This window comes from Verrucosispora sp. ts21 (assembly GCF_002879555.1).
Classification (GTDB): domain Bacteria; phylum Actinomycetota; class Actinomycetes; order Mycobacteriales; family Micromonosporaceae; genus Micromonospora; species Micromonospora gifhornensis.
Genome location: NZ_PNOZ01000031.1, coordinates 54,649 through 73,459, shown reverse-complemented (window position 1 = coordinate 73,459; position 18,811 = coordinate 54,649). Strand labels below are relative to the sequence as shown.

The following is an 18,811-nucleotide window of genomic DNA, read 5'->3' as shown; positions in this document are numbered from 1 at the left end:
AGGGAGTGTGGGGTGGGGTTGTGTGGCGGGGGGAAGTTGTCGTAGGGCGGGTCTACAGTTGCCGGGGCGCGCTCTCCGCGCTGGCACAACCGCTGGGTTGATCCCAAAGGCTGGGTTGATCCCGAAGCGGACAGATCCTCCTCGTCATCCTCACCCGGGAGTACACGGACCGTGGCCGACCGTCTGATCATCCGTGGCGCACGCGAGCACAACCTGCGTGACGTCAGCCTCGACCTACCCCGGGACGCGCTGATCGTGTTCACCGGGCTGTCCGGGTCGGGCAAGTCGAGTCTGGCGTTCGACACGATCTTCGCCGAGGGGCAGCGCCGGTACGTCGAGTCGCTGTCGTCGTACGCCCGACAGTTCCTCGGCCAGATGGACAAACCGGACGTCGACTTCATCGAGGGCCTGAGCCCGGCGGTGTCGATCGACCAGAAATCCACCTCACGTAACCCGCGCTCCACCGTCGGCACCATCACCGAGGTCTACGACTACCTGCGGTTGCTGTTCGCCCGGGTGGGCGAGCCGCACTGCCCGGTCTGCGGCGAGCGGATCTCCAAGCAGAGTCCGCAGCAGATCGTCGACCGGGTCCTGGCGATGGCCGAGGGCACCAAGTTCATGGTGCTCGCCCCGGTGGTACGCGGTCGCAAGGGTGAGTACGTCGACCTGTTCGCCGAACTCCAGGCCAAGGGGTACGCCCGCGCCCGGGTCGACGGCGTGGTGCACCAGCTCACCGACCCGCCGAAGCTCAAGAAGCAGGAGAAGCACACCATCGAGGTGGTGATCGACCGGCTCAGCGTGAAGCCCAGCGCCAAGCAGCGGCTCACCGACTCGGTCGAGGCGGCGCTGGGGCTCTCCGGCGGCCTGGTCCTGCTCGACTTCGTCGACGTGCCCGAGGGCGACCCGGAGCGGGAGCGCCGCTACTCCGAGCACCTGGCCTGCCCCAACGACCACCCGCTGGCGATCGAGGATCTGGAGCCGCGGGTCTTCTCCTTCAACGCGCCGTACGGCGCCTGCCCGGAGTGCACCGGCCTGGGCACCAAGAAGGAGGTCGACCCGGAGCTGCTCATTCCCGACCCGGAGCGCACCCTGCGCGAGGGCGCGATCCAGCCCTGGGCCACCGGCCACAACCTGGAATACTTCCTGCGCCTGCTGGAGGCCCTCGGCGAGGCCCAGCACTTCGACATCGACACGCCCTGGCGGGCGTTGCCGTCGCGGGCGCAGAAGACGATCCTGCACGGCTCCGACGACCAGGTGCACGTGCGCTACCGCAACAAGTACGGCCGGGAGCGCTCGTACTACACCGGCTTCGAGGGCGTGGTGCAGTGGATCGAGCGCCGGCACTCCGACACCGAGAGCGAGTGGTCGCGGGAGAAGTACGAGGGCTACATGCGCGACGTGCCGTGTGCCGCCTGCGGCGGTGCCCGGCTCAAGCCCGAGGTGCTCGCCGTCACGCTGGCCGGGCGCAGCATCGCCGAGGTCTGCAACCTGTCCGTCGGTGAGTGCGCCGACCTGCTGGCCGGCATCGAGTTGACCGACCGGCAGAAGTTGATCGCCGAGCGGGTGCTCAAGGAGATCAACGCCCGGCTGCGCTTCCTGCTCGACGTCGGTCTGGACTACCTGTCCCTGGACCGTCCGGCCGGCACCCTGTCCGGTGGCGAGGCGCAGCGCATCCGGCTGGCCACCCAGATCGGTTCCGGGCTGGTCGGTGTGCTCTACGTGCTGGACGAGCCCTCCATCGGTCTGCACCAGCGTGACAACCACCGGCTGATCGAGACCCTGGTCCGGCTGCGTGGGCTGGGCAACACGCTGATCGTGGTGGAGCACGACGAGGACACCATCCGCACCGCCGACTGGATCGTCGACATCGGGCCGGGCGCGGGGGAGCACGGTGGGCAGATCGTGCACAGCGGCTCGGTGCCGGCGCTACTGGCGAACCCGGAGTCGATCACCGGGGCGTACCTGTCGGGTCGGCGGGAGATCCCGACCCCGAAGGGCCGCCGGCCGCAGACCCCGGGCCGGGAACTGGTGGTGCACGGCGCCCGCGAGCACAACCTGCGCAACCTGACGGTGAGCTTCCCGCTGGGCCAGCTGATCGCGGTCACCGGGGTCAGCGGCTCCGGCAAGTCGACACTGGTCAACGACATCCTGTACGCGGTGCTGGCCAACCAGATCAACGGTGCCCGGCTGGTGCCCGGCCGACACACCCGGGTCTCCGGGCTGGAGCACGTGGACAAGGTCGTCGGCGTCGACCAGTCGCCGATCGGGCGTACGCCGCGATCCAATCCGGCCACCTACACCGGTGTCTGGGACCACGTCCGCAAGCTGTTCGCCGAGACCACCGAGGCCAAGGTGCGCGGGTACGGCCCCGGTCGGTTCTCGTTCAACGTCAAGGGTGGCCGCTGCGAGGCGTGCTCCGGCGACGGCACGATCAAGATCGAGATGAACTTCCTACCCGACGTGTACGTGCCGTGCGAGGTCTGCAAGGGCGCCCGGTACAACCGGGAGACCCTGGAGGTGCACTACAAGGGCAAGACCGTCTCCGACGTGCTGGAGATGCCGATCGAGGAGGCGGCGGAGTTCTTCTCCGCCATCCCGGCCATCCACCGGCACCTCAAGACCCTTGTCGACGTGGGTCTGGGCTACGTACGCCTTGGTCAGCCGGCGCCGACGCTCTCCGGTGGTGAGGCGCAGCGGGTCAAGCTCGCCTCCGAGTTGCAGAAGCGTTCCACCGGGCGGACGGTCTACGTGCTCGACGAGCCGACCACCGGCCTGCACTTCGAGGACATCCGCAAGCTGCTGATGGTGCTGGAGGGCCTGGTCGACAAGGGCAACACGGTGATCACCATCGAGCACAACCTCGACGTGATCAAGAGCGCCGACTGGTTGATCGACATGGGTCCCGAGGGCGGGCACCGGGGCGGCACCGTGCTCGCCACCGGCACCCCGGAGGAGGTCGCCGAGGTCGCCGAGAGCCACACCGGGCAGTTCCTGCGTACCGTGCTCAAGCTCGACGGCACGGCCAAGGGTGCGGCGGCGGCCACCGCCCGCGCGGCCAAGGCGAACGGCAACAAGACGACCGCGACCAAGACAACCGGGGCGAAGACGACCGCGACCAAGACGACCGGGACCAAGGCGCGTGCCGGACGCAAGAGCGTCGCGGCCGGCTGACCGGGCCTCCGGCCAATGGCGTAGGCGCAAGCGAGTGGTCGATCGGGTGAACCGCCAGGCAGAGTGGTCCGGGTTGCGAAAACCTGACGAGGATCATGCACGGTGGTAGCCGAGGAGGGTGCGGGGATGACTGACGACCAGGTGGCGGGGGTGCGGCCGGTGCGGACACGGCGGGCGCTGCTGGCCGGTGCGGGTGCGGCCGGGGCGGCGGCGATGTTGGCCGCCTGCGGCGGCGGGGACGACGACGGCGCGGCGAACACCAGCCCGGGTCCGCAGGTGACGAACACCGGCGACGCGGGCGGGGGCGGCCGCCAGGACAGCCAGTCCCTGGCCCGGACCAGCGACATTCCGGTCGGCGGGGGCGCCATCCTGTCCGCCCAGGGGATCGTGATCACCCAGCCGTCGCCTGGCGAGTTCCGTGGCTTCGACCCGAAGTGCCCGCACCAGGGGTGCAACGTGACGACAATCGAGGGCGGCACGATCAACTGTGTCTGCCACAACAGCCGGTTCTCGATCGAGGACGGCTCGGTGCAGTCCGGTCCGTCCCCCGCGCCGCTGGGACGCAAGGACGTCAAGGTCTCCGGCGACCAGATCGCGCTCGCCTGACCCGCCGGCCGGTGGGCCGTCGACGACGACCCACCGGTACGGATCCAGTCGCATCGGCCGTGGCCGGGGGCAGCCCCGGGCCACGGCCGATCGCGTTCAGTGGGCGTACACGGACAGTTCCCACAGGGAGAAGCCGTAGGAGGTGCCGCGGGTGAGGCCGGTCATCCGGACGTGGCGGGCCTGCTGCGGGGTGAAGGCCACCACGTCGGTGCCGCCGTCGCCCGCCGTGGTCGACCACACCGGCCGCCAGGTGCTTCCGTCGCTGGAGACCTCGATCCGGTACGACCGGGCGTACGCCGCCTCCCAGGCCAGCACCACCCGGCCGACCTGCCGGACGCTGCCCAGGTCCACCCGGATCCACTGGTTGTCCGACCAGGAACTCGCCCAGCGGGTGCCGAGGTTCCCGTCGACGGCCCGGGCGGCGCCGTTGCCGAGTTGGCTGCTGGAGGCGGTCACCGACCGACCGGCGGCCAGGTTGGTCAGGTCGTCGCCGCGGCGCGCCGGGAACGAGACCACCTGCTGGTAGGTGGGCCGGTTCTGCCAGGCGATGGTGGCGTGCTTGATGCCGCCCAGCGGCGACTGGATGATCGCGTCGGCGCACCACTGGTCGCCGGCCGCGCAGCTGGCGTCGCCCGGGTAGGTCGTGGTGGCCGGGGTGGCCGCCGCCGTGCGCAGGGTGTCCAGCAGGATCTGCCGGCACGCGCCCAGGTTGCCGTTGCCGCAGAAGGTACGCCCGGGGCCACCGGCGACCGGGGCACCGAGCACCGCCCGCAGGTCCTTGTCGACGTAACCCCACCAGCCGTACTGGAACGCCGATCCCTTGTGGGTCTGTGCCCCGTTGGCCGAGGACGGCAGGTTCGACACGTCACCCTGTTGCAGGCCCGACGGTGACTCGTTGACCTGCAGGGTGTTGATCAGCGACTGGTAGAGGTCGGGGCCGAGCGGGTCCCGGAACATCCCCCGGACCAGCAGCGGCCACCAGGCGTCGAAGGTACGGATCGCCTCGGCGTGCTGGTACACCTTGCTGCCCTTGGCGGTCTCCACCCGCAGCGCCCCGGCCTGACGCCACGCCTTCAACCGGTTGATCTCGGCCGTGAGGGCGGTGTCGGTGACCGGCTGGCTCTCCAGCACCCGGATCAGCTCGTCGAGCACCTCCGCGCCGCGCAGGTCGGTCAGCCCGGCCCGCTGCACCAACTCGGTGAGCGAGGCCCGGTCGAACTTGCGCCCCGCCGTGATGGCCGCCTTCACCGGCTTGTCCAGCAGGTCACCCCGGTGTACGGCGCCGAAGCTGAAGTTGCCGTCGGCCGCCCCGAAGTCCTTGGCCTGCTTGTTGTTCCAGCTGATGTAGTAGTCCTGGTCGATCGACTGGGGGTGGGCCGACCGTGGCGCGTACCGGGCGGTGCGGGTGTCCGGGTCGAAGTCCTGCCACTCGTAGGCCCGATCGGCGCGCATCGGCAGGTTCGGGTTGCTGCCGGCGGGCCGCACCGGGTTGAGCCCGGAGTTGAAGTACGCCGACTGGGTCGAGTTGACGTAGAACCAGTTGAAGGCGTACTCGACGTTGTGGGCCGACTCCAGGAACGCCGAGGCGGTGCCCATCTGGGTCGGGTCGTTGAACATCTGGAAACCGATCGCCGAGTCGGCCTCCCGCCCGTAGGTGGAGCGCAGTTGGGTGAAGGCGTGCGGGACGCCGCCGACGGTGCCGCGCCAGGCCACCAGGCCCAGCTTCGTACGCCAGGCGACCAGCTTGTACGACCCGGCCGGGGTGCTGTCGGCGACTGTCGGGTTCCACCTGTTGACGTGCGACAGTTCCTCCATCGCCAGGCACTGGCCGCGGAACAGGTAGTGGTTGCTGGCCAGGCTGGGCGTGCCGCCACCGGGTACGCACAGCGGCACCGCGTACGTGTCGGTGATGTCGTGGACGGCGGAGGTGGCGCTCCAGGCGTAGTCCTGGCCCCGGCCGAGCAGCACGTACAGGTTGAGTCCGGCGAAGGCGGCGCCCCGGGCGCTGATGCCGGGGCCCTGCAGCTCCTGGACCATCAGCAGTTGCGGGGAGAAGTAGCCGGTCTGCGGTCCGAACACGGCGATCGGGTGGCCGGTCGCGGAGTGCTCGGCGGAGATCACCGCCGCGTTGGACATGCCCCGGTTGGCCGGGGTGATGGTCAGCCCGGACAGCGCGGCGGCCAGCTCCGAGGAGCTGTTGGTGCCGGCGGTGGTGGCGGAGCCGGTGGGGTCGGTGACGACCGGCTCGACCCGGGCGGAACCCGCGTCGGGCAGCACCACGCTGGGGGCGTCGGGGGAGGCGTCACCGTACGGGAAGCTCTGCCCGTCGTGCAGGGTCAGCACGGTCTCCGGGTCGTTCTGGCCCCGGAAGCCGTTCCACACCCGGTCGCCCTCGACCGGTCCGTACTTGGCGCGGGCGGCGATGCGGACCAGCGCGGACTGCATCTCGTTGCCGCCACCGCCGCCGAACAGGCCGCCGACCACCCCGGCGATGGCGATCAGGTCGGTCATGGTGAACGGCTTGGGTCCACCGGCGTTGGTGATCGCATCCATGTGACCGGTCAGCACGTACTCGCCGGGGCAGTTGCGACCCGACATGCAGGTGCGGATGTACGCGTTGATGCCGGCGATGTACTCCTGCACGTCGGCGTAGAGCTGCTCGCCGCGCGCCCCGCCCTTGCGCCGCAGCGCCTCGACCTGGGCGGCCAGGTCGGCCTCGGTGTAGGGGGAGGTGCGCCAGACGCTCTGTTCCAGGGCGCGGTTGCCGGGGGCGCCGCCGGCGAAGGAGGTCAGCGTGCCCCGGCCGACGTGGCGCAGCAGGTCCATGGTGAACAGTCGGTCCTCGGCGCCGGCGTAGCCCGCGCCGTACATGGTGCCGGCCCGGGTGGTGCCGGTGATGTGCGGTACGCCGGTGGCCTTGTCCCGCACGATGCGCACGTCGGAGCGCGGGGAGTAGTCGCGTTCGACCTGGTTGGGGGCGACACCGAAGGCGGCGTCGTGGAAGAAGTTGCCGATCTGCTCCTCGCGCAGCCCGGCGTAGCCGTAGACGAGGTTGGCGTACTTGTCGAGTTGGTCGGCGGAGTGGCGGGGCAGGGTGCCGAAGGCCTGGTTGCCGAGGATCTCGACAAGGGTGGCGTTGCCGTTCTGGCCGGGCGGCAGGATCTCCGAGCACTCGCCGAGGCAGTAGTCGTTGCCGGCGAAGGCGCTGGCGACGTTCACCGCGAGGGTGTTGTTCGCGGGCGCGGCTGCGGTGGTGGTGGCGGTGGCGCTGGGCGGGACGGCGACCAGCAGGGCGGCGACGGCGATGGCGCCGGTCGCACCGGCGAACAGCCGGCGGGTGGCGGTACGAGCAGACATGGCGATCCTCTGTGGACGGGGGGCCATCGGGCGGGATCATTACATGAAGAACTTTCGGTTACTGGATGGTAGGCCGCACCGGTCGATATTGGAAGACGTCAATCCGGATGGTCGGCGCTGTCGACACAGTCGGGCGGGAAGGCGTCGACCAGGGACGATTCGGGCTGTCGGGGGCGGCGGATAGGCTCGGAGCGTGGCTGATCCGTCGACCTACCGTCCCGCCCCCGGCACCATCCCGGAGTCCCCGGGGGTCTACCGGTTCCGCGACGGCACCGGCCGGGTGATCTACGTCGGCAAGGCGAAGAACCTGCGCAGCCGCCTCAACTCCTACTTCGCCGACCTGCTGGGGCTGCACGACCGCACCCGGCAGATGGTCACCACCGCCGAGGCGGTCGACTGGGTCACCGTCGGCACCGAGGTCGAGGCGCTCCAGCTCGAATACACCTGGATCAAGCAGTACGACCCGAGGTTCAACGTCCGCTACCGCGACGACAAGTCGTACCCCTACCTCGCGGTCACCCTTGACGAGGAATATCCGCGGTTGCAGGTCATGCGCGGGGCCAAGCGCAAGGGGGTGCGCTACTTCGGGCCGTACTCCCATGCCTGGGCGATCCGCGAGACGCTCGACCTGCTGCTGCGGGTCTTCCCGGCGCGGACCTGCTCCGCCGGGGTGTTCAAGCGCGCCGGCCAGGTCGGTCGGCCCTGCCTGCTGGGCTACATCGACAAGTGCTCCGCGCCCTGCGTCGGCAGCGTCACCGCCGAGCAGCACCGCGAGATCGTCGACGGGTTCTGCGACTTCATGGCCGGGCGCACCGACAGCATGGTGCGCCGGCTGGAACGCGAGATGGCCCAGGCCAGCGCCGAGTTGGAGTTCGAGCGGGCGGCACGGCTGCGCGACGACGTCGCCGCGCTGCGCCGGGCGATGGAGAAGCAGACAGTCGTGCTCGGCGACGGCACCGACGCCGACGTGGTCGCCTTCGCCGACGACCCACTGGAAGCCGCGGTGCAGGTCTTCCACGTCCGGGGCGGCCGGGTGCGGGGCCAGCGCGGCTGGGTGGTGGAGAAGACCGAGGACCTCACCACCGGCGACCTGGTGCACCACTTCTGCACGCAGGTCTACGGCGGTGAGCGCGGCGAGGCCGACGTGCCGCGCGAACTGCTGGTGCCGGAGCTGCCCGCCGACGCCGAGGCGCTGGCCGACTGGCTGGCCACCCACCGGGGCAGCCGGGTCAGCCTGCGGGTGCCGCAGCGCGGCGACAAGCGGGCCCTGCTGGAGACGGTGGAGCGCAACGCCAAGGACGCCCTCGCCCGGCACAAGCTCAAGCGGGCCGGCGACCTGACCACCCGCAGCAAGGCCCTCGACGAGATCAGCGAGGCGCTCGGCATGCGGACCGCGCCGCTGCGCATCGAGTGCTTCGACGTCTCCCAGATCCAGGGCAGCGACGTGGTGGCCAGCATGGTCGTCTTCGAGGACGGCCTGCCCCGCAAGAGCGAGTACCGCCGCTTCATCGTCCGGGGCGCCACCGACGACCTGTCGGCGATGTCCGAGGTGCTGCGCCGCCGCTTCGCCCGCTACCTCGACGTGCGCGCCGAGACCGGCGAGATCGGCGAGGAGACCGCCGTGGATCCGGACCGCCCCGGCGTCGACCCGACCACCGGGCGACCGCGCAAGTTCGCGTACCCGCCGCAGTTGGTGGTGGTCGACGGCGGTGCGCCGCAGGTCGCCGCCGCCGCGCAGGCCCTCGCCGAATTGGGCATCGACGACGTGGCGCTGTGCGGTCTGGCCAAGCGGCTGGAGGAGGTGTGGCTGCCCGACGACGACTTCCCGGTCATCCTGCCGCGCACCTCGGAAGGGCTCTACCTGCTGCAACGGGTACGCGACGAGGCGCACCGCTTCGCCATCACCTTCCACCGGCAGCGTCGCTCCAAGCGGATGACCGCCTCCGCCCTGGACGACATCCCCGGCCTGGGCGATGTACGCCGCAAGGCCCTGCTGCGGCACTTCGGCTCGCTCAAGCGCCTCTCGGCGGCCACCGTCGAGGAGATCACCGAGGTTCCCGGCGTCGGCCCCCGCACCGCCCAGGCGATCCTGTCCGCCCTCAACGGCGACAAGGAACCGTCCACCGACTGACCGCCGTGCCTGTGACACAGCGGTGTTCGGTACTGCCCTCAGTCGGCCCCGGAGAGCACTTCGAGGATCTGCTCGCCGTACTTGGCGAGCTTGTTCTCGCCGACGCCGCTGATCCGGGACAGCTCGGCCAGCGAGGACGGGGCGTCGGCGGCGATCTGGCGCAGCGTCGCGTCGTGGAAGATGACGTACGCGGGCACGCCCTGGTCCTTGGCGGTCGCTCCCCGCCAGGCGCGCAGCCGTTCGAAGGTGCCGGTCGCCTCGGGGGTCAGTTCGGCGACCATGGTGGCCGCACCCCGCGGCTTGGCGGTGCGCGCCGCACGCGCGGGGCGGGCCGCCTCGCGGCGCAGCATCACGGTACGCCGCCGGCCCAGCACCTCGGCGCTGGCGTCGGTGAGCGCCAGGGTGCCGTAGTCGCCCTCGACGGCCAGCAGCCCCTCGGCCAGCAGTTGCCGCACCACGCCACGCCACTCGGCCTCGCTGAGTTCACCGCCGATGCCGAACACGGTGAGCGAGTCGTGCCGATGTTGAGTGATCTTGTCGTTGCTGCGGCCCAGCAGGATGTCGATGCAGTGCCCGGCACCGAAGCGCTGGTTGCGTTCCCGATCGAGCCGGAACACCGTGGAGAGCAGCTTCTGCGCGGGCACCGTGCCGTCCCACGACTCCGGCGGCTCCAGGCAGGTGTCGCAGTTGCCGCAGTTCCCGGTGGCCGGCTCGCCGAAGTACTCCAGCAACTGCACCCGACGGCAGCGGACCGTCTCGCAGAGCGCCAGCATCGCGTCCAGGTGGGTGGCGAGGTTCCGTCGGTGCGCCAGGTCGCCCTCGGACGTGTCGATCATCTTGCGCTGCTGCACGACGTCCTGCAGTCCGTACGCCAGCCAGGCGGTCGACGGTAGCCCGTCGCGGCCCGCGCGCCCGGTCTCCTGGTAGTAGCCCTCGACCGACTTGGGCAGGTCGAGGTGGGCGACGAAGCGGACGTCCGGCTTGTCGATGCCCATCCCGAAGGCGATGGTCGCCACCATCACCACCCCGTCGGCCCGCAGGAACCGCTGCTGGTTGGCCGCGCGCGTCGCCGCGTCCAGACCGGCGTGGTACGGCAGCGCGTCGATGCCGTTGGCGACCAGGAACTCGGCGGTCTTCTCCACCGAGGCGCGGGACAGGCAGTAGACGATCCCGGCATCCCCCGGATGCTCGTCGCGCAGCAGAGCCAGCAGTTGCTTGCGCGGCTCCCGCTTCGGCACGATCCGGTACTGGATGTTGGGCCGGTCGAAGCTGGCCACGAAGTGCCGGGCCTCGGTCAGGTTGAGCCGGGTGGCGATCTCCGACCGGGTGGCGCTGGTCGCGGTGGCGGTCAGCGCGATGCGCGGCACCCCAGGCCACCGCTCGTGCAGCATCGACAGGTTGAGATAGTCGGGGCGGAAGTCATGCCCCCACTGCGACACGCAGTGCGCCTCGTCGATGGCGAACAGGCTGATCCGCCCCCGGTCCAGCAGGCTCAGCGTGGCCCGGCTGGCCAGCGCTTCCGGGGCCAGATAGAGCAGGTCGATCTCCCCGGCCACGAACTCCGCCTCGACCAGCCGACGGGTGTCCAGATCGAGGGTGGAGTTGAGGAAACCGGCCTTCACGCCGACCGCGGTCAACGCGTCCACCTGGTCCTGCATCAACGCGATCAGCGGCGAGATAACCACCGCGACGCCGTCGCGGACCAGCGCCGGGATCTGGTAGCACAGCGACTTGCCGCCCCCGGTCGGCATCAGTACCAGCGCGTCCCCGCCGTCGACCACGTGGTCGATGACCTCGCGCTGGAAACCCCGGAAGGCGTCGTACCCGAAGACCCGCCGTAGCACCTCCAGCGCCGCAGTCACCTTCTCACCGGCGGGCGCGTCGCCGCTGGTCACCTCAGCGATGCTCAGGTCACTGGTACTCACGTCGGCGGGAGAGGCCATCCGAGGATTCTATGAGCAGCCGCTCGCCGGGCCGCTACGCCGGTTCGATGGGCAGCCAGAGATCGCAGGTCGCGGTGCTGAAATCGTTCGCCGGATCGGGCACCGCGACGATCTCCGGGCCTCGCCGCAGCCGCCACGGATTGAAGGGAAACCATTCGGCTGCGGCCATGGCCCAGGCATTCTGAAGGGTCTGCGGATGCGGCCCCGCCGTACGGATGACCACCCATGTGCCGGCCGGGACCTCGATGATGTCGAGGCCGCCCGGGATCGGCGTGCTGGGGGACACGGCGACCCCATGCAGGTAGGTCAGCTCGCTGCCCTCGCCGTAGTCGGCGTCGAGGTCGTCGCTGACCGCGAGCAGGCCGCTCGGCTCAGCGTTGCCGAGTGCCTTCAAGCGCAGGTGCTCCTCGGCCGGCAGCGCGGCGATGTGCTGCTGGATGTACGGGTTGATGCCTCGGTGGATCAGCGGAACGCGAGCAGCGTGCCCCACGAGCCGGAACGCGGGATGGTCGACGATGCGAGTGTCCATGTGTTCGCTTCCTTCGACAGGTAGGCGGAACCTGAGCTGGGGTGATCGACGGCGTACCGGTCGCGGCTGATCGTCGTTCCTCCGATCCGATCGTGCGGCAGCGCTGCGGCAACACACCCGACAGAAGCCGCGCGGAAAGTGTCGGGTGAGCGGAATCGATGTCGCCGCATGATGAGGCCATGGATGACACAACACTGGTGTCCCGCTTTCTTCGCGACGGCTTCGTCAAGTTGGCAGGTGCCGTCGCGCCGCGGGTGGCTGCGGACTGCGCGCGGCTGCTGTGGCGAGAGACGGGCTGCGACCCGGACGACCCAGCGACGTGGAGACAGCCCGTGCACTGGGTGGAGGGCATGGCGCAGGGGCCGTTCGCCGCCGCACCCAATTCCCCGTTCCTCCATCACGCGTACGACCTGCTGGTCGGCGCGGGACGCTGGGAGCCGCGCTACTCGCTGGGCACGTTCCCGCTGCGCTTCCCGCACGAAGAGGAGCCGAACGACGCGGGCTGGCACATCGAGGGCAGCTATCTGCCGGAGGGCGAGAGCTGGTACTTCACGAATGTGCTTTCCCGTGGCCGGGCGCTGCTGATGCTGTTTCTGTTCAGCGAGGTCGGTGAGGAGGACGCCCCGACCCGGATCCGGGTCGGCTCACACCTCGACGTGCCGAGGGTGCTGGAGAAGTACGGGGAGAACGGGGCGAGCGGGCTGGAACTTGCGCCCGACCTGGTGGCGGCATCCAGCCACCGGCCACTCGCCCTCGCCACCGGGTCCCCGGGCGACGTCTTTCTGTGCCATCCGTTCCTGGTGCACGCGGCGCAACCGCACCACGGGACACGGCCGCGCTTCATGGCCCAGCCGCCGCTGATGCCGGCCGCGCCGTACGAATTGGAGCGGGCCGACGGCGCCTACTCACCCGTGGAGATCGCGATCCGTCGGGGTCTTGGACAGGACACCCCCGATCGGGACGGGGTAGGTACCGACGACAATGCCGGGTAGGCGTGCCAGGCGTGGCATGGGTGATGTACGACGGAGGCGGGGACAAGGGTGGTTCTGCGGGTGAGTGGTCGCAACGCGCGATTCCAGCAGTGGGAGGCCCTCCTGCACAATCGGACCAAACGGCAACGTCGCGGCGAATTCCTCGTGCAGGGCGTGCGTCCGATTGTCATGGCCGTCGAACACGGTTGGCAGATCCGAGAGCTGCTGTACAACACAGGCGTTGCGCTGTCCGGCTGGGCACGCGACCTGCTGGAAACGGTCCGGGCCGAGAAGATCGCCGTCTCCCGTGAACTGATGCACGAGCTGGGAGGTAAGGCGGACGACGTGCCAGAGTTGCTGGCCGTGGTCGCGCTGCCGGAGGACGACCTGCGCCGTATCCCGACCGGACCGACCATGCTCACGGTCGTGTTCGATCGGCCGACCAGTCCCGGCAACATCGGGACCCTCGTCCGGTCCGCAGACGCATTCGGCGCCTCCGGCGTCATCATCACCGGCCACGCCGCCGACGTGTACGACCCGAAGGCAGTCCGGGCGAGCACCGGCTCGCTGTTCGCTCTGCCAGTGGTTCGGGTGCCCGCCCGTCAGGCCGTGCTGTCCTGGGGCGTCGACGTCCGTGCGGGCGGCATCGGCATGAGCGTCGTGGGAACCGATGAGCTGGGCGCGCTGGATGTCGCCGATTACGACTTCAGGCAACCAACGCTGATCGTGATCGGCAATGAGACCACCGGTCTCAGCTCCGGCTGGCGTGAGGCCTGCGACCAGGTTGTCCGGATCCCGATGTCCGGGGCAGCCAGCTCACTGAACGCGGCGACCGCCGCGACCGTCGTGCTGTACGAGTCGGCACGGCAGCGGACTGCTGCCGCCCGCCGGTAGCGCACTGGTCGTCGCGAATCGCCGCAAGGCTCTCCACCGCTGCTGACCGGCTCAGGAAGGCACGGGGACGGGTTTGGCCCAGCGGGGGGTGCCGGTGGGGTCGACGTAGCAGACGGCGACCAGCAGGTCGGCGGGGTCGGTGAGGGGGGTGGCGGCGGGGCCCATCCGGAACAGGGCCACCAGGTCGCCCTCGGCGGCCGCACGGGTGCTGACCGCGCCGAGGTTGTCCGGGGTACGCAGCGAGTCGCTCGACTCCGGACGGGAGACGGCACCGGCGAGGAAGTCGTACCGGGCGGCAAGTGTCTCGTACGATTCGGCCCAGTTGAACCCGGTGCTGCCGGCGGCGTCCCAGCCACCGCTCGGGGGCACCACCCGGGGCGGGTCGAGCCGGTTGTCCAGCAGGATCACCTGATAGGTGCCGGGCTGGCCCGGGCCGGACCACCGCAACCGCAGCAGCACGGACTGGTTGTCGGGGTCCCCGACCGGGGCGGAGCCGTTGCGCCAGCCGTACGCGCTGACCAGGTCGGCCACCTGGTCCGGCTGCGGCAGCATCGCCTCGACGGTGACGGTGACCGCGTCGGGGCCGGCGTTGTGCTCACGTTCGCGTTGCCGCACGTGGTCGATCGTGGCCAGTACCGCGACGGTGACCGAGACGAGGGCCACCACCCAGCGCAGTCGCGCTCCGTGTCTGCCCATGGCCGGAGAATAGCGCCGTCGCCGGCCGCGCGCCGTCAGTCAGCCGACAAGGCCGAGCAGCCAACCGACAAGACCGGCGGGCAGTCCGCCGTCATGGCAGGTGGGCAGGTGGTCGACAGCCGGGTTGACCGGCGTTATCGGGCTGGCGGGGGAGCCCCGGGGCGTCGGTGGCAACGGTCCGGCAGGCCGCACTAGAGTCGCTTTGACCATGCCCGGTCGGCCTGACCGGAGCGCCACAGCTTGGGGGTTGATGGGTGGGCGAGGCGCACACGAACGGTCATCACGTCGGCGTCACCGGGGCGGCGGAGACGGACACCACGCTTGTCGTGGTCACCGGTCTGTCCGGTGGTGGGCGCAGCACCGTCGCCCGAGCCCTGGAGAACGTCGGCTTCTACGTCGTGGACAACCTGCCGCAGGCGTTGCTGCTGGACATGGCCGAGCTGGCGGTGAAGGCGGGCGGGGCGGCCCGGCGTACGGCGATGGTGTTGGACGTGCGGTCCCGGGCCTTTTCCACGGACCTGGCCGAGGCGATCCGGGAGCTCAAGGAGCGCGGGTACGCGCCCCGGGTGGTCTTCGTCGACGCCGACGACGAGGTGTTGATCCGCCGTTTCGAGAGCGTGCGTCGTTCCCACCCGTTGCAGGGTGACGGGCGGCTCGCCGACGGCATTGCGGTCGAGCGGGGCCTGCTGGAGGAGGCCCGCGACCAGGCCGACGTGATCATCGACACCAGCCACCTCAACGTCAACCAGCTGCGTCGGCGCATCGAGGAGCTGTTCGGTGGGGAGGACGCCCGCAAGCTGCGGGTCACGGTGATCTCCTTCGGCTTCAAGTACGGCCTGCCGCCGGATGCCGATTTCGTGCTCGATGCCCGCTTCCTGCCCAACCCGTACTGGGTGCCGGAATTGCGGGAGCACACCGGCCGCGAGGAGGCGGTCAGCGCGTACGTGCTGGGGCAGGAGGGTGCGGACACCTTCGTCTCGGCGTACGCCGATCTCGTGGGCGCCACCACCGCGGGCTTCGAGCGGGAGGGCAAGCGGTACCTGACCGTCGCGGTGGGTTGCACCGGCGGCAAGCACCGCAGCGTGGCCATCGCCGAGGAGTTGGCCGCCCGGTTGCGGCGTGCCGGCCTGGCCGCCAACGCGCAGCACCGGGATCTGGGGCGGGAATGACGATCCGGGTGGTGAGCTTCGGCGGCGGGCACGGCCTGTCCGCCGCGCTGCGGGCGTTACGCCGTTGCGCACCCGAACTGGATCTGGACATCACCGCGGTGGTGACCGTCGGTGACGACGGCGGTTCCAGTGGGCGGCTGCGCGCCGAGCGGGGTGGGCTGCCCCCGGGCGACCTGCGGCAGGCGTTGGTCGCGCTGGCCGGTGACCACCCGGCCACCCGACGCAGCGCCGGGCTGTTCCAGCACCGCTTCGCCGCGGTGACCACTGCCGGTGGCGGACCTGACGCGCTCGCCGGACACGCGGTGGGCAATCTGGTGATCTCCGGCCTGATGGAGTTGCTGGGCGATCCGGTGGCCGCGCTGGAACACGCCGCGGCGATGCTGGGTGCGGTCGGTCGGGTGCTGCCGATGTCCTGCGAGCCGGTCGACATCGAGGCGCAGGTGCGTGGCACGGACCCGGATCGACCCGATGAGGTCCGCACCGTACGCGGCCAGCACCAGGTCGCGGTCAGTACCGGTCGGGTGGAGTCGCTGCGGATCACCCCGCAGGCCCCCGAGGCCTGTCCGGAGGCGGTCACGGCGATCGGTGCGGCCGACTGGTTGATATTCGGGCCGGGCAGCTGGTACACAAGCGTCCTGCCGCACCTGCTGGTACCGCAGCTGGCCGCGGCGATCCTGGCCAGTTCCGCTCGTCGGCTGGTCACCCTCAACCTCGCCGCCGAGCAGGAGACGCTCGGTCTGTCCGTCGCCGACCACCTCGCCGCGCTGCGGTGGTATCTGCCGGAGCTGACGGTCGACTACGTGATCGCCGATTCCAAGGCGGTCGGTGATCCCGCCCCGGTCGATCGTGCGGCAGAATCGCTGGGAGCCCGACTCGTCCTCGCCCCGGTAGCGGTCGACGACGGCACTCCCCGCCATGATCCGGCCGCCTTGGCCGCCGCGCTGGTGCCCGTACTGGGCGCCGATCGTTAGACACGTACGTAATCTCCGGCGACACGCCGGAACCGGTCCGTGAGGGGACGCACAATGGCGATGACGGCTGCGGTCAAGGACGAGCTGAGTCGGGTCGACGTGCCCAAGCCCTGCTGCCGGCGGGCGGAGATGGCCGCGCTGCTGCGGTTCGCCGGTGGGCTGCACATCGTCTCCGGGCGGGTGGTGGTGGAGGCGGAACTGGACACCGGCGCGGTGGCCCGTCGGCTGCGCCGGGAGATCGCCGAGGTCTACGGCTACCCGAGTGAGATTCACGTGTTGGCCTCCGGCGGGTTGCGCAAGGGCAGCCACTTCATCGTCCGGGTGGTCAAGGACGGCGAGGCGCTGGCCCGGCAGACCGGTCTGCTGGACGTGCGGGGTCGACCGGTGCGGGGACTGCCACCGCACGTGGTCGCCGCCAACGTCTGCTGCGCGGTCTCCGCCTGGCGGGGCGCGTTCATGGCGCACGGCTCGCTGACCGAGCCGGGCCGCTCCAGCGCCCTGGAGATCACCTGCCCGGGGCCGGAGTCGGCTCTGGCCCTGGTCGGGGCGGCCCGCCGCATCGGCATCACCGCCAAGAACCGTGAGGTGCGCGGGGTGGACCGGGTGGTGGTCAAGGACGGCGACGCCATCGCCGCGCTGCTCACCCGCATAGGCGCCCACGCCAGCGTGCTGGCCTGGGAGGAACGTCGGGTCCGCCGGGAGGTACGCGCCACGGCCAACCGGCTGGCCAACTTCGACGACGCCAACCTGCGTCGTTCGGCGCGGGCGGCGGTGGCCGCGGCGGCCCGGGTCACCCGGGCGCTGGAGATTCTCGCCGACGACGCGCCGGAGCACCTGACCTCGGCGGGTCGGTTGCGGCTGGAGCACCGGCAGGCGTCCCTGGAGGAGTTGGGCGCGTTGGCAGACCCGCCGTTGACCAAGGACGCCATCGCCGGCCGGATCCGCCGGTTGCTGGCGCTGGCCGACAAACGGGCACGCGACCTGGGCATCCCGGATACCGAAGCGGCCGTCACGCCCGACATGCTCGTGGTCTGATAGGACGGTGGGGTCGTCCGGCGTGGGCGGGCCGGTGTTTCGCCGGCGCGCCCTGTCGGCGCGGTGTGACGTCCCGTGTGGCGTGGGTGGGCAACCACCCGACGCAGCGCGGCTCGACGCGCTCGGATAGGGTCGCTTGCGTACGGCAAGGGGGCCGGAACCGGCGCACCCGCCGTACCCACCGCCTCGGGCGGTCAGGTCCCTCGGACCGCGGCGGGGTGGCCGAGATGAATCGTCAACGGCCGGCTCCAACGGTCGGCGCACATCACTTCGCCGGCCGAAGGTCTCCACGCCGGCGGACCAGAACGCGAGGAGATGGGACCTGTGACCATCCGGGTTGGCATCAACGGCTTCGGCCGAATCGGCCGTAACTTCTTCCGGGCAGTGCTGGCGTCCGGCGCTGACGTGGAGGTCGTTGCCGTCAACGACCTCACCGACAACGCCACGCTGGCCCACCTTGTCAAGTACGACAGCATCCTGGGCCGCCTCCCGCACGAGGTGAAGGCGACCGCCGACGAGATCACCGTCGGTGGCAAGACCATCAAGGCGTACGCCGAGCGTGACCCGGCCGCCCTGCCGTGGGGCGACCTGAACGTCGACGTGGTCATCGAGTCCACCGGCTTCTTCACCGACGCCAACAAGGCCAAGGCGCACCTCGACGGCGGGGCCAAGAAGGTCATCATCTCGGCGCCGGCCAAGAACGAAGACGTCACCGTTGTGATGGGCGTCAACGAGGGCTCGTACGACCCGGCCAAGCACAACATCATCTCGAACGCCTCCTGCACCACCAACTGCCTCGCGCCGATGGCGAAGGTGCTGCACGACACGTTCGGCATCCAGCAGGGTCTGATGACCACCATCCACGCGTACACCCAGGACCAGAACCTGCAGGACGCGCCGCACTCCGACCTGCGTCGGGCCCGCGCCGCCGCGCTGAACATCGTGCCGACCTCGACCGGTGCGGCCAAGGCCATCGGCCTGGTGCTGCCGGACCTCAAGGGCAAGCTCGACGGGTACGCGCTGCGGGTGCCGATCCCCACCGGCTCGGCCACCGACCTCACCGTCACCGTCGGCCGGGAGACCACGGTGGACGAGGTCAACGCCGCGCTCAAGGCCGCCGCCGAGGGCCCGCTGCGGGGCATCCTCACCTACAACGAGGACCCGATCGTCTCCGCCGACATCGTCACCGACCCGGCGTCGTGCATCTTCGACGCGCCGCTGACCAAGGTCATCGGCAACCAGGTCAAGGTCGTCGGCTGGTACGACAACGAGTGGGGCTACTCCAACCGCCTCGTCGACCTCGTCAAGCTGGTCGGTCAGTCGCTGTGAGCGAGCAGC

At 70.5% G+C, this 18,811-nt stretch carries 13 protein-coding genes; 9 read left to right on the top strand and 4 right to left on the bottom strand.

The window, feature by feature from the left end; genetic code table 11:
- The first annotated feature begins 171 nt into the window (after window positions 1–171).
- Both uvrA and C1A38_RS15575 read left to right on the top strand, forming a co-directional pair.
- Window positions 172–3,171, top strand: a complete 3,000-nt coding sequence (gene uvrA, locus C1A38_RS15580) for an excinuclease ABC subunit UvrA (protein ID WP_102658537.1) — start codon at window positions 172–174, stop codon at window positions 3,169–3,171.
- 126 nt (window positions 3,172–3,297) lie between these two features.
- On the top strand, window positions 3,298–3,777 hold the full coding sequence (locus tag C1A38_RS15575; RefSeq protein WP_102658536.1) for a Rieske (2Fe-2S) protein: 480 nt from the start codon (window positions 3,298–3,300) through the stop codon (window positions 3,775–3,777).
- A gap of 96 nt (window positions 3,778–3,873) precedes the next feature.
- Here C1A38_RS15575 and C1A38_RS15570 read toward each other — a convergent pair whose 3' ends face one another.
- A complete protein-coding gene (locus tag C1A38_RS15570) occupies window positions 3,874–7,134 on the bottom strand; it encodes a penicillin acylase family protein (protein ID WP_102658535.1) in 3,261 nt (1,086 codons plus the stop codon).
- Window positions 7,135–7,327: 193 nt separating this feature from the next.
- Between C1A38_RS15570 and uvrC the strand changes: the two genes are divergently transcribed.
- Window positions 7,328–9,265 (top strand): excinuclease ABC subunit UvrC, encoded by a 1,938-nt coding sequence (uvrC, locus tag C1A38_RS15565; protein WP_102658534.1) that lies wholly within the window; start codon window positions 7,328–7,330, stop codon window positions 9,263–9,265.
- Between the two features lie 38 nt (window positions 9,266–9,303).
- Here the strand turns inward: uvrC and recQ are convergent, their stop codons facing one another.
- Both recQ and C1A38_RS15555 read right to left on the bottom strand, forming a co-directional pair.
- Complete coding sequence (recQ, locus tag C1A38_RS15560; RefSeq protein WP_233196846.1) at window positions 9,304–11,208, bottom strand: DNA helicase RecQ; 1,905 nt, start codon at window positions 11,206–11,208, stop codon at window positions 9,304–9,306.
- A 34-nt stretch (window positions 11,209–11,242) separates the two neighbouring features.
- Entirely contained in the window at window positions 11,243–11,737 is a 495-nt protein-coding gene (locus C1A38_RS15555) for a GyrI-like domain-containing protein (protein ID WP_102658533.1), read from the bottom strand.
- A gap of 179 nt (window positions 11,738–11,916) precedes the next feature.
- Between C1A38_RS15555 and C1A38_RS15550 the strand changes: the two genes are divergently transcribed.
- Both C1A38_RS15550 and C1A38_RS15545 read left to right on the top strand, forming a co-directional pair.
- Window positions 11,917–12,729 (top strand): phytanoyl-CoA dioxygenase family protein, encoded by an 813-nt coding sequence (locus C1A38_RS15550; protein ID WP_102658532.1) that lies wholly within the window; start codon window positions 11,917–11,919, stop codon window positions 12,727–12,729.
- A gap of 54 nt (window positions 12,730–12,783) precedes the next feature.
- Window positions 12,784–13,602 carry a TrmH family RNA methyltransferase gene (locus C1A38_RS15545; protein ID WP_233196848.1) on the top strand — a complete coding sequence of 273 codons (819 nt, stop codon included), beginning with the start codon at window positions 12,784–12,786 and terminating at the stop codon, window positions 13,600–13,602.
- A gap of 51 nt (window positions 13,603–13,653) precedes the next feature.
- Here C1A38_RS15545 and C1A38_RS15540 read toward each other — a convergent pair whose 3' ends face one another.
- Window positions 13,654–14,298: a hypothetical protein gene (locus tag C1A38_RS15540; RefSeq protein ID WP_102658530.1), complete on the bottom strand. Its 645-nt coding sequence runs from the start codon at window positions 14,296–14,298 to the stop codon at window positions 13,654–13,656.
- Between the two features lie 254 nt (window positions 14,299–14,552).
- On the opposite strand from C1A38_RS15540, the gene rapZ reads away from it, so the two are divergent.
- From rapZ to gap, 4 genes are all read left to right on the top strand, one after another.
- Window positions 14,553–15,467 (top strand): RNase adapter RapZ, encoded by a 915-nt coding sequence (gene rapZ, locus C1A38_RS15535; RefSeq protein WP_102658529.1) that lies wholly within the window; start codon window positions 14,553–14,555, stop codon window positions 15,465–15,467.
- A complete protein-coding gene (locus tag C1A38_RS15530) occupies window positions 15,464–16,438 on the top strand; it encodes a gluconeogenesis factor YvcK family protein (RefSeq protein ID WP_102658528.1) in 975 nt (324 codons plus the stop codon). Before rapZ ends, C1A38_RS15530 begins: the two co-directional genes overlap by 4 nt.
- Window positions 16,439–16,492: 54 nt before the next feature.
- Window positions 16,493–17,473: a DNA-binding protein WhiA gene (gene whiA / locus C1A38_RS15525; RefSeq protein WP_013734954.1), complete on the top strand. Its 981-nt coding sequence runs from the start codon at window positions 16,493–16,495 to the stop codon at window positions 17,471–17,473.
- Between the two features lie 324 nt (window positions 17,474–17,797).
- Window positions 17,798–18,802 carry a type I glyceraldehyde-3-phosphate dehydrogenase gene (gene gap / locus C1A38_RS15520; protein ID WP_102658527.1) on the top strand — a complete coding sequence of 335 codons (1,005 nt, stop codon included), beginning with the start codon at window positions 17,798–17,800 and terminating at the stop codon, window positions 18,800–18,802.
- Window positions 18,803–18,811 lie beyond the last annotated feature (9 nt).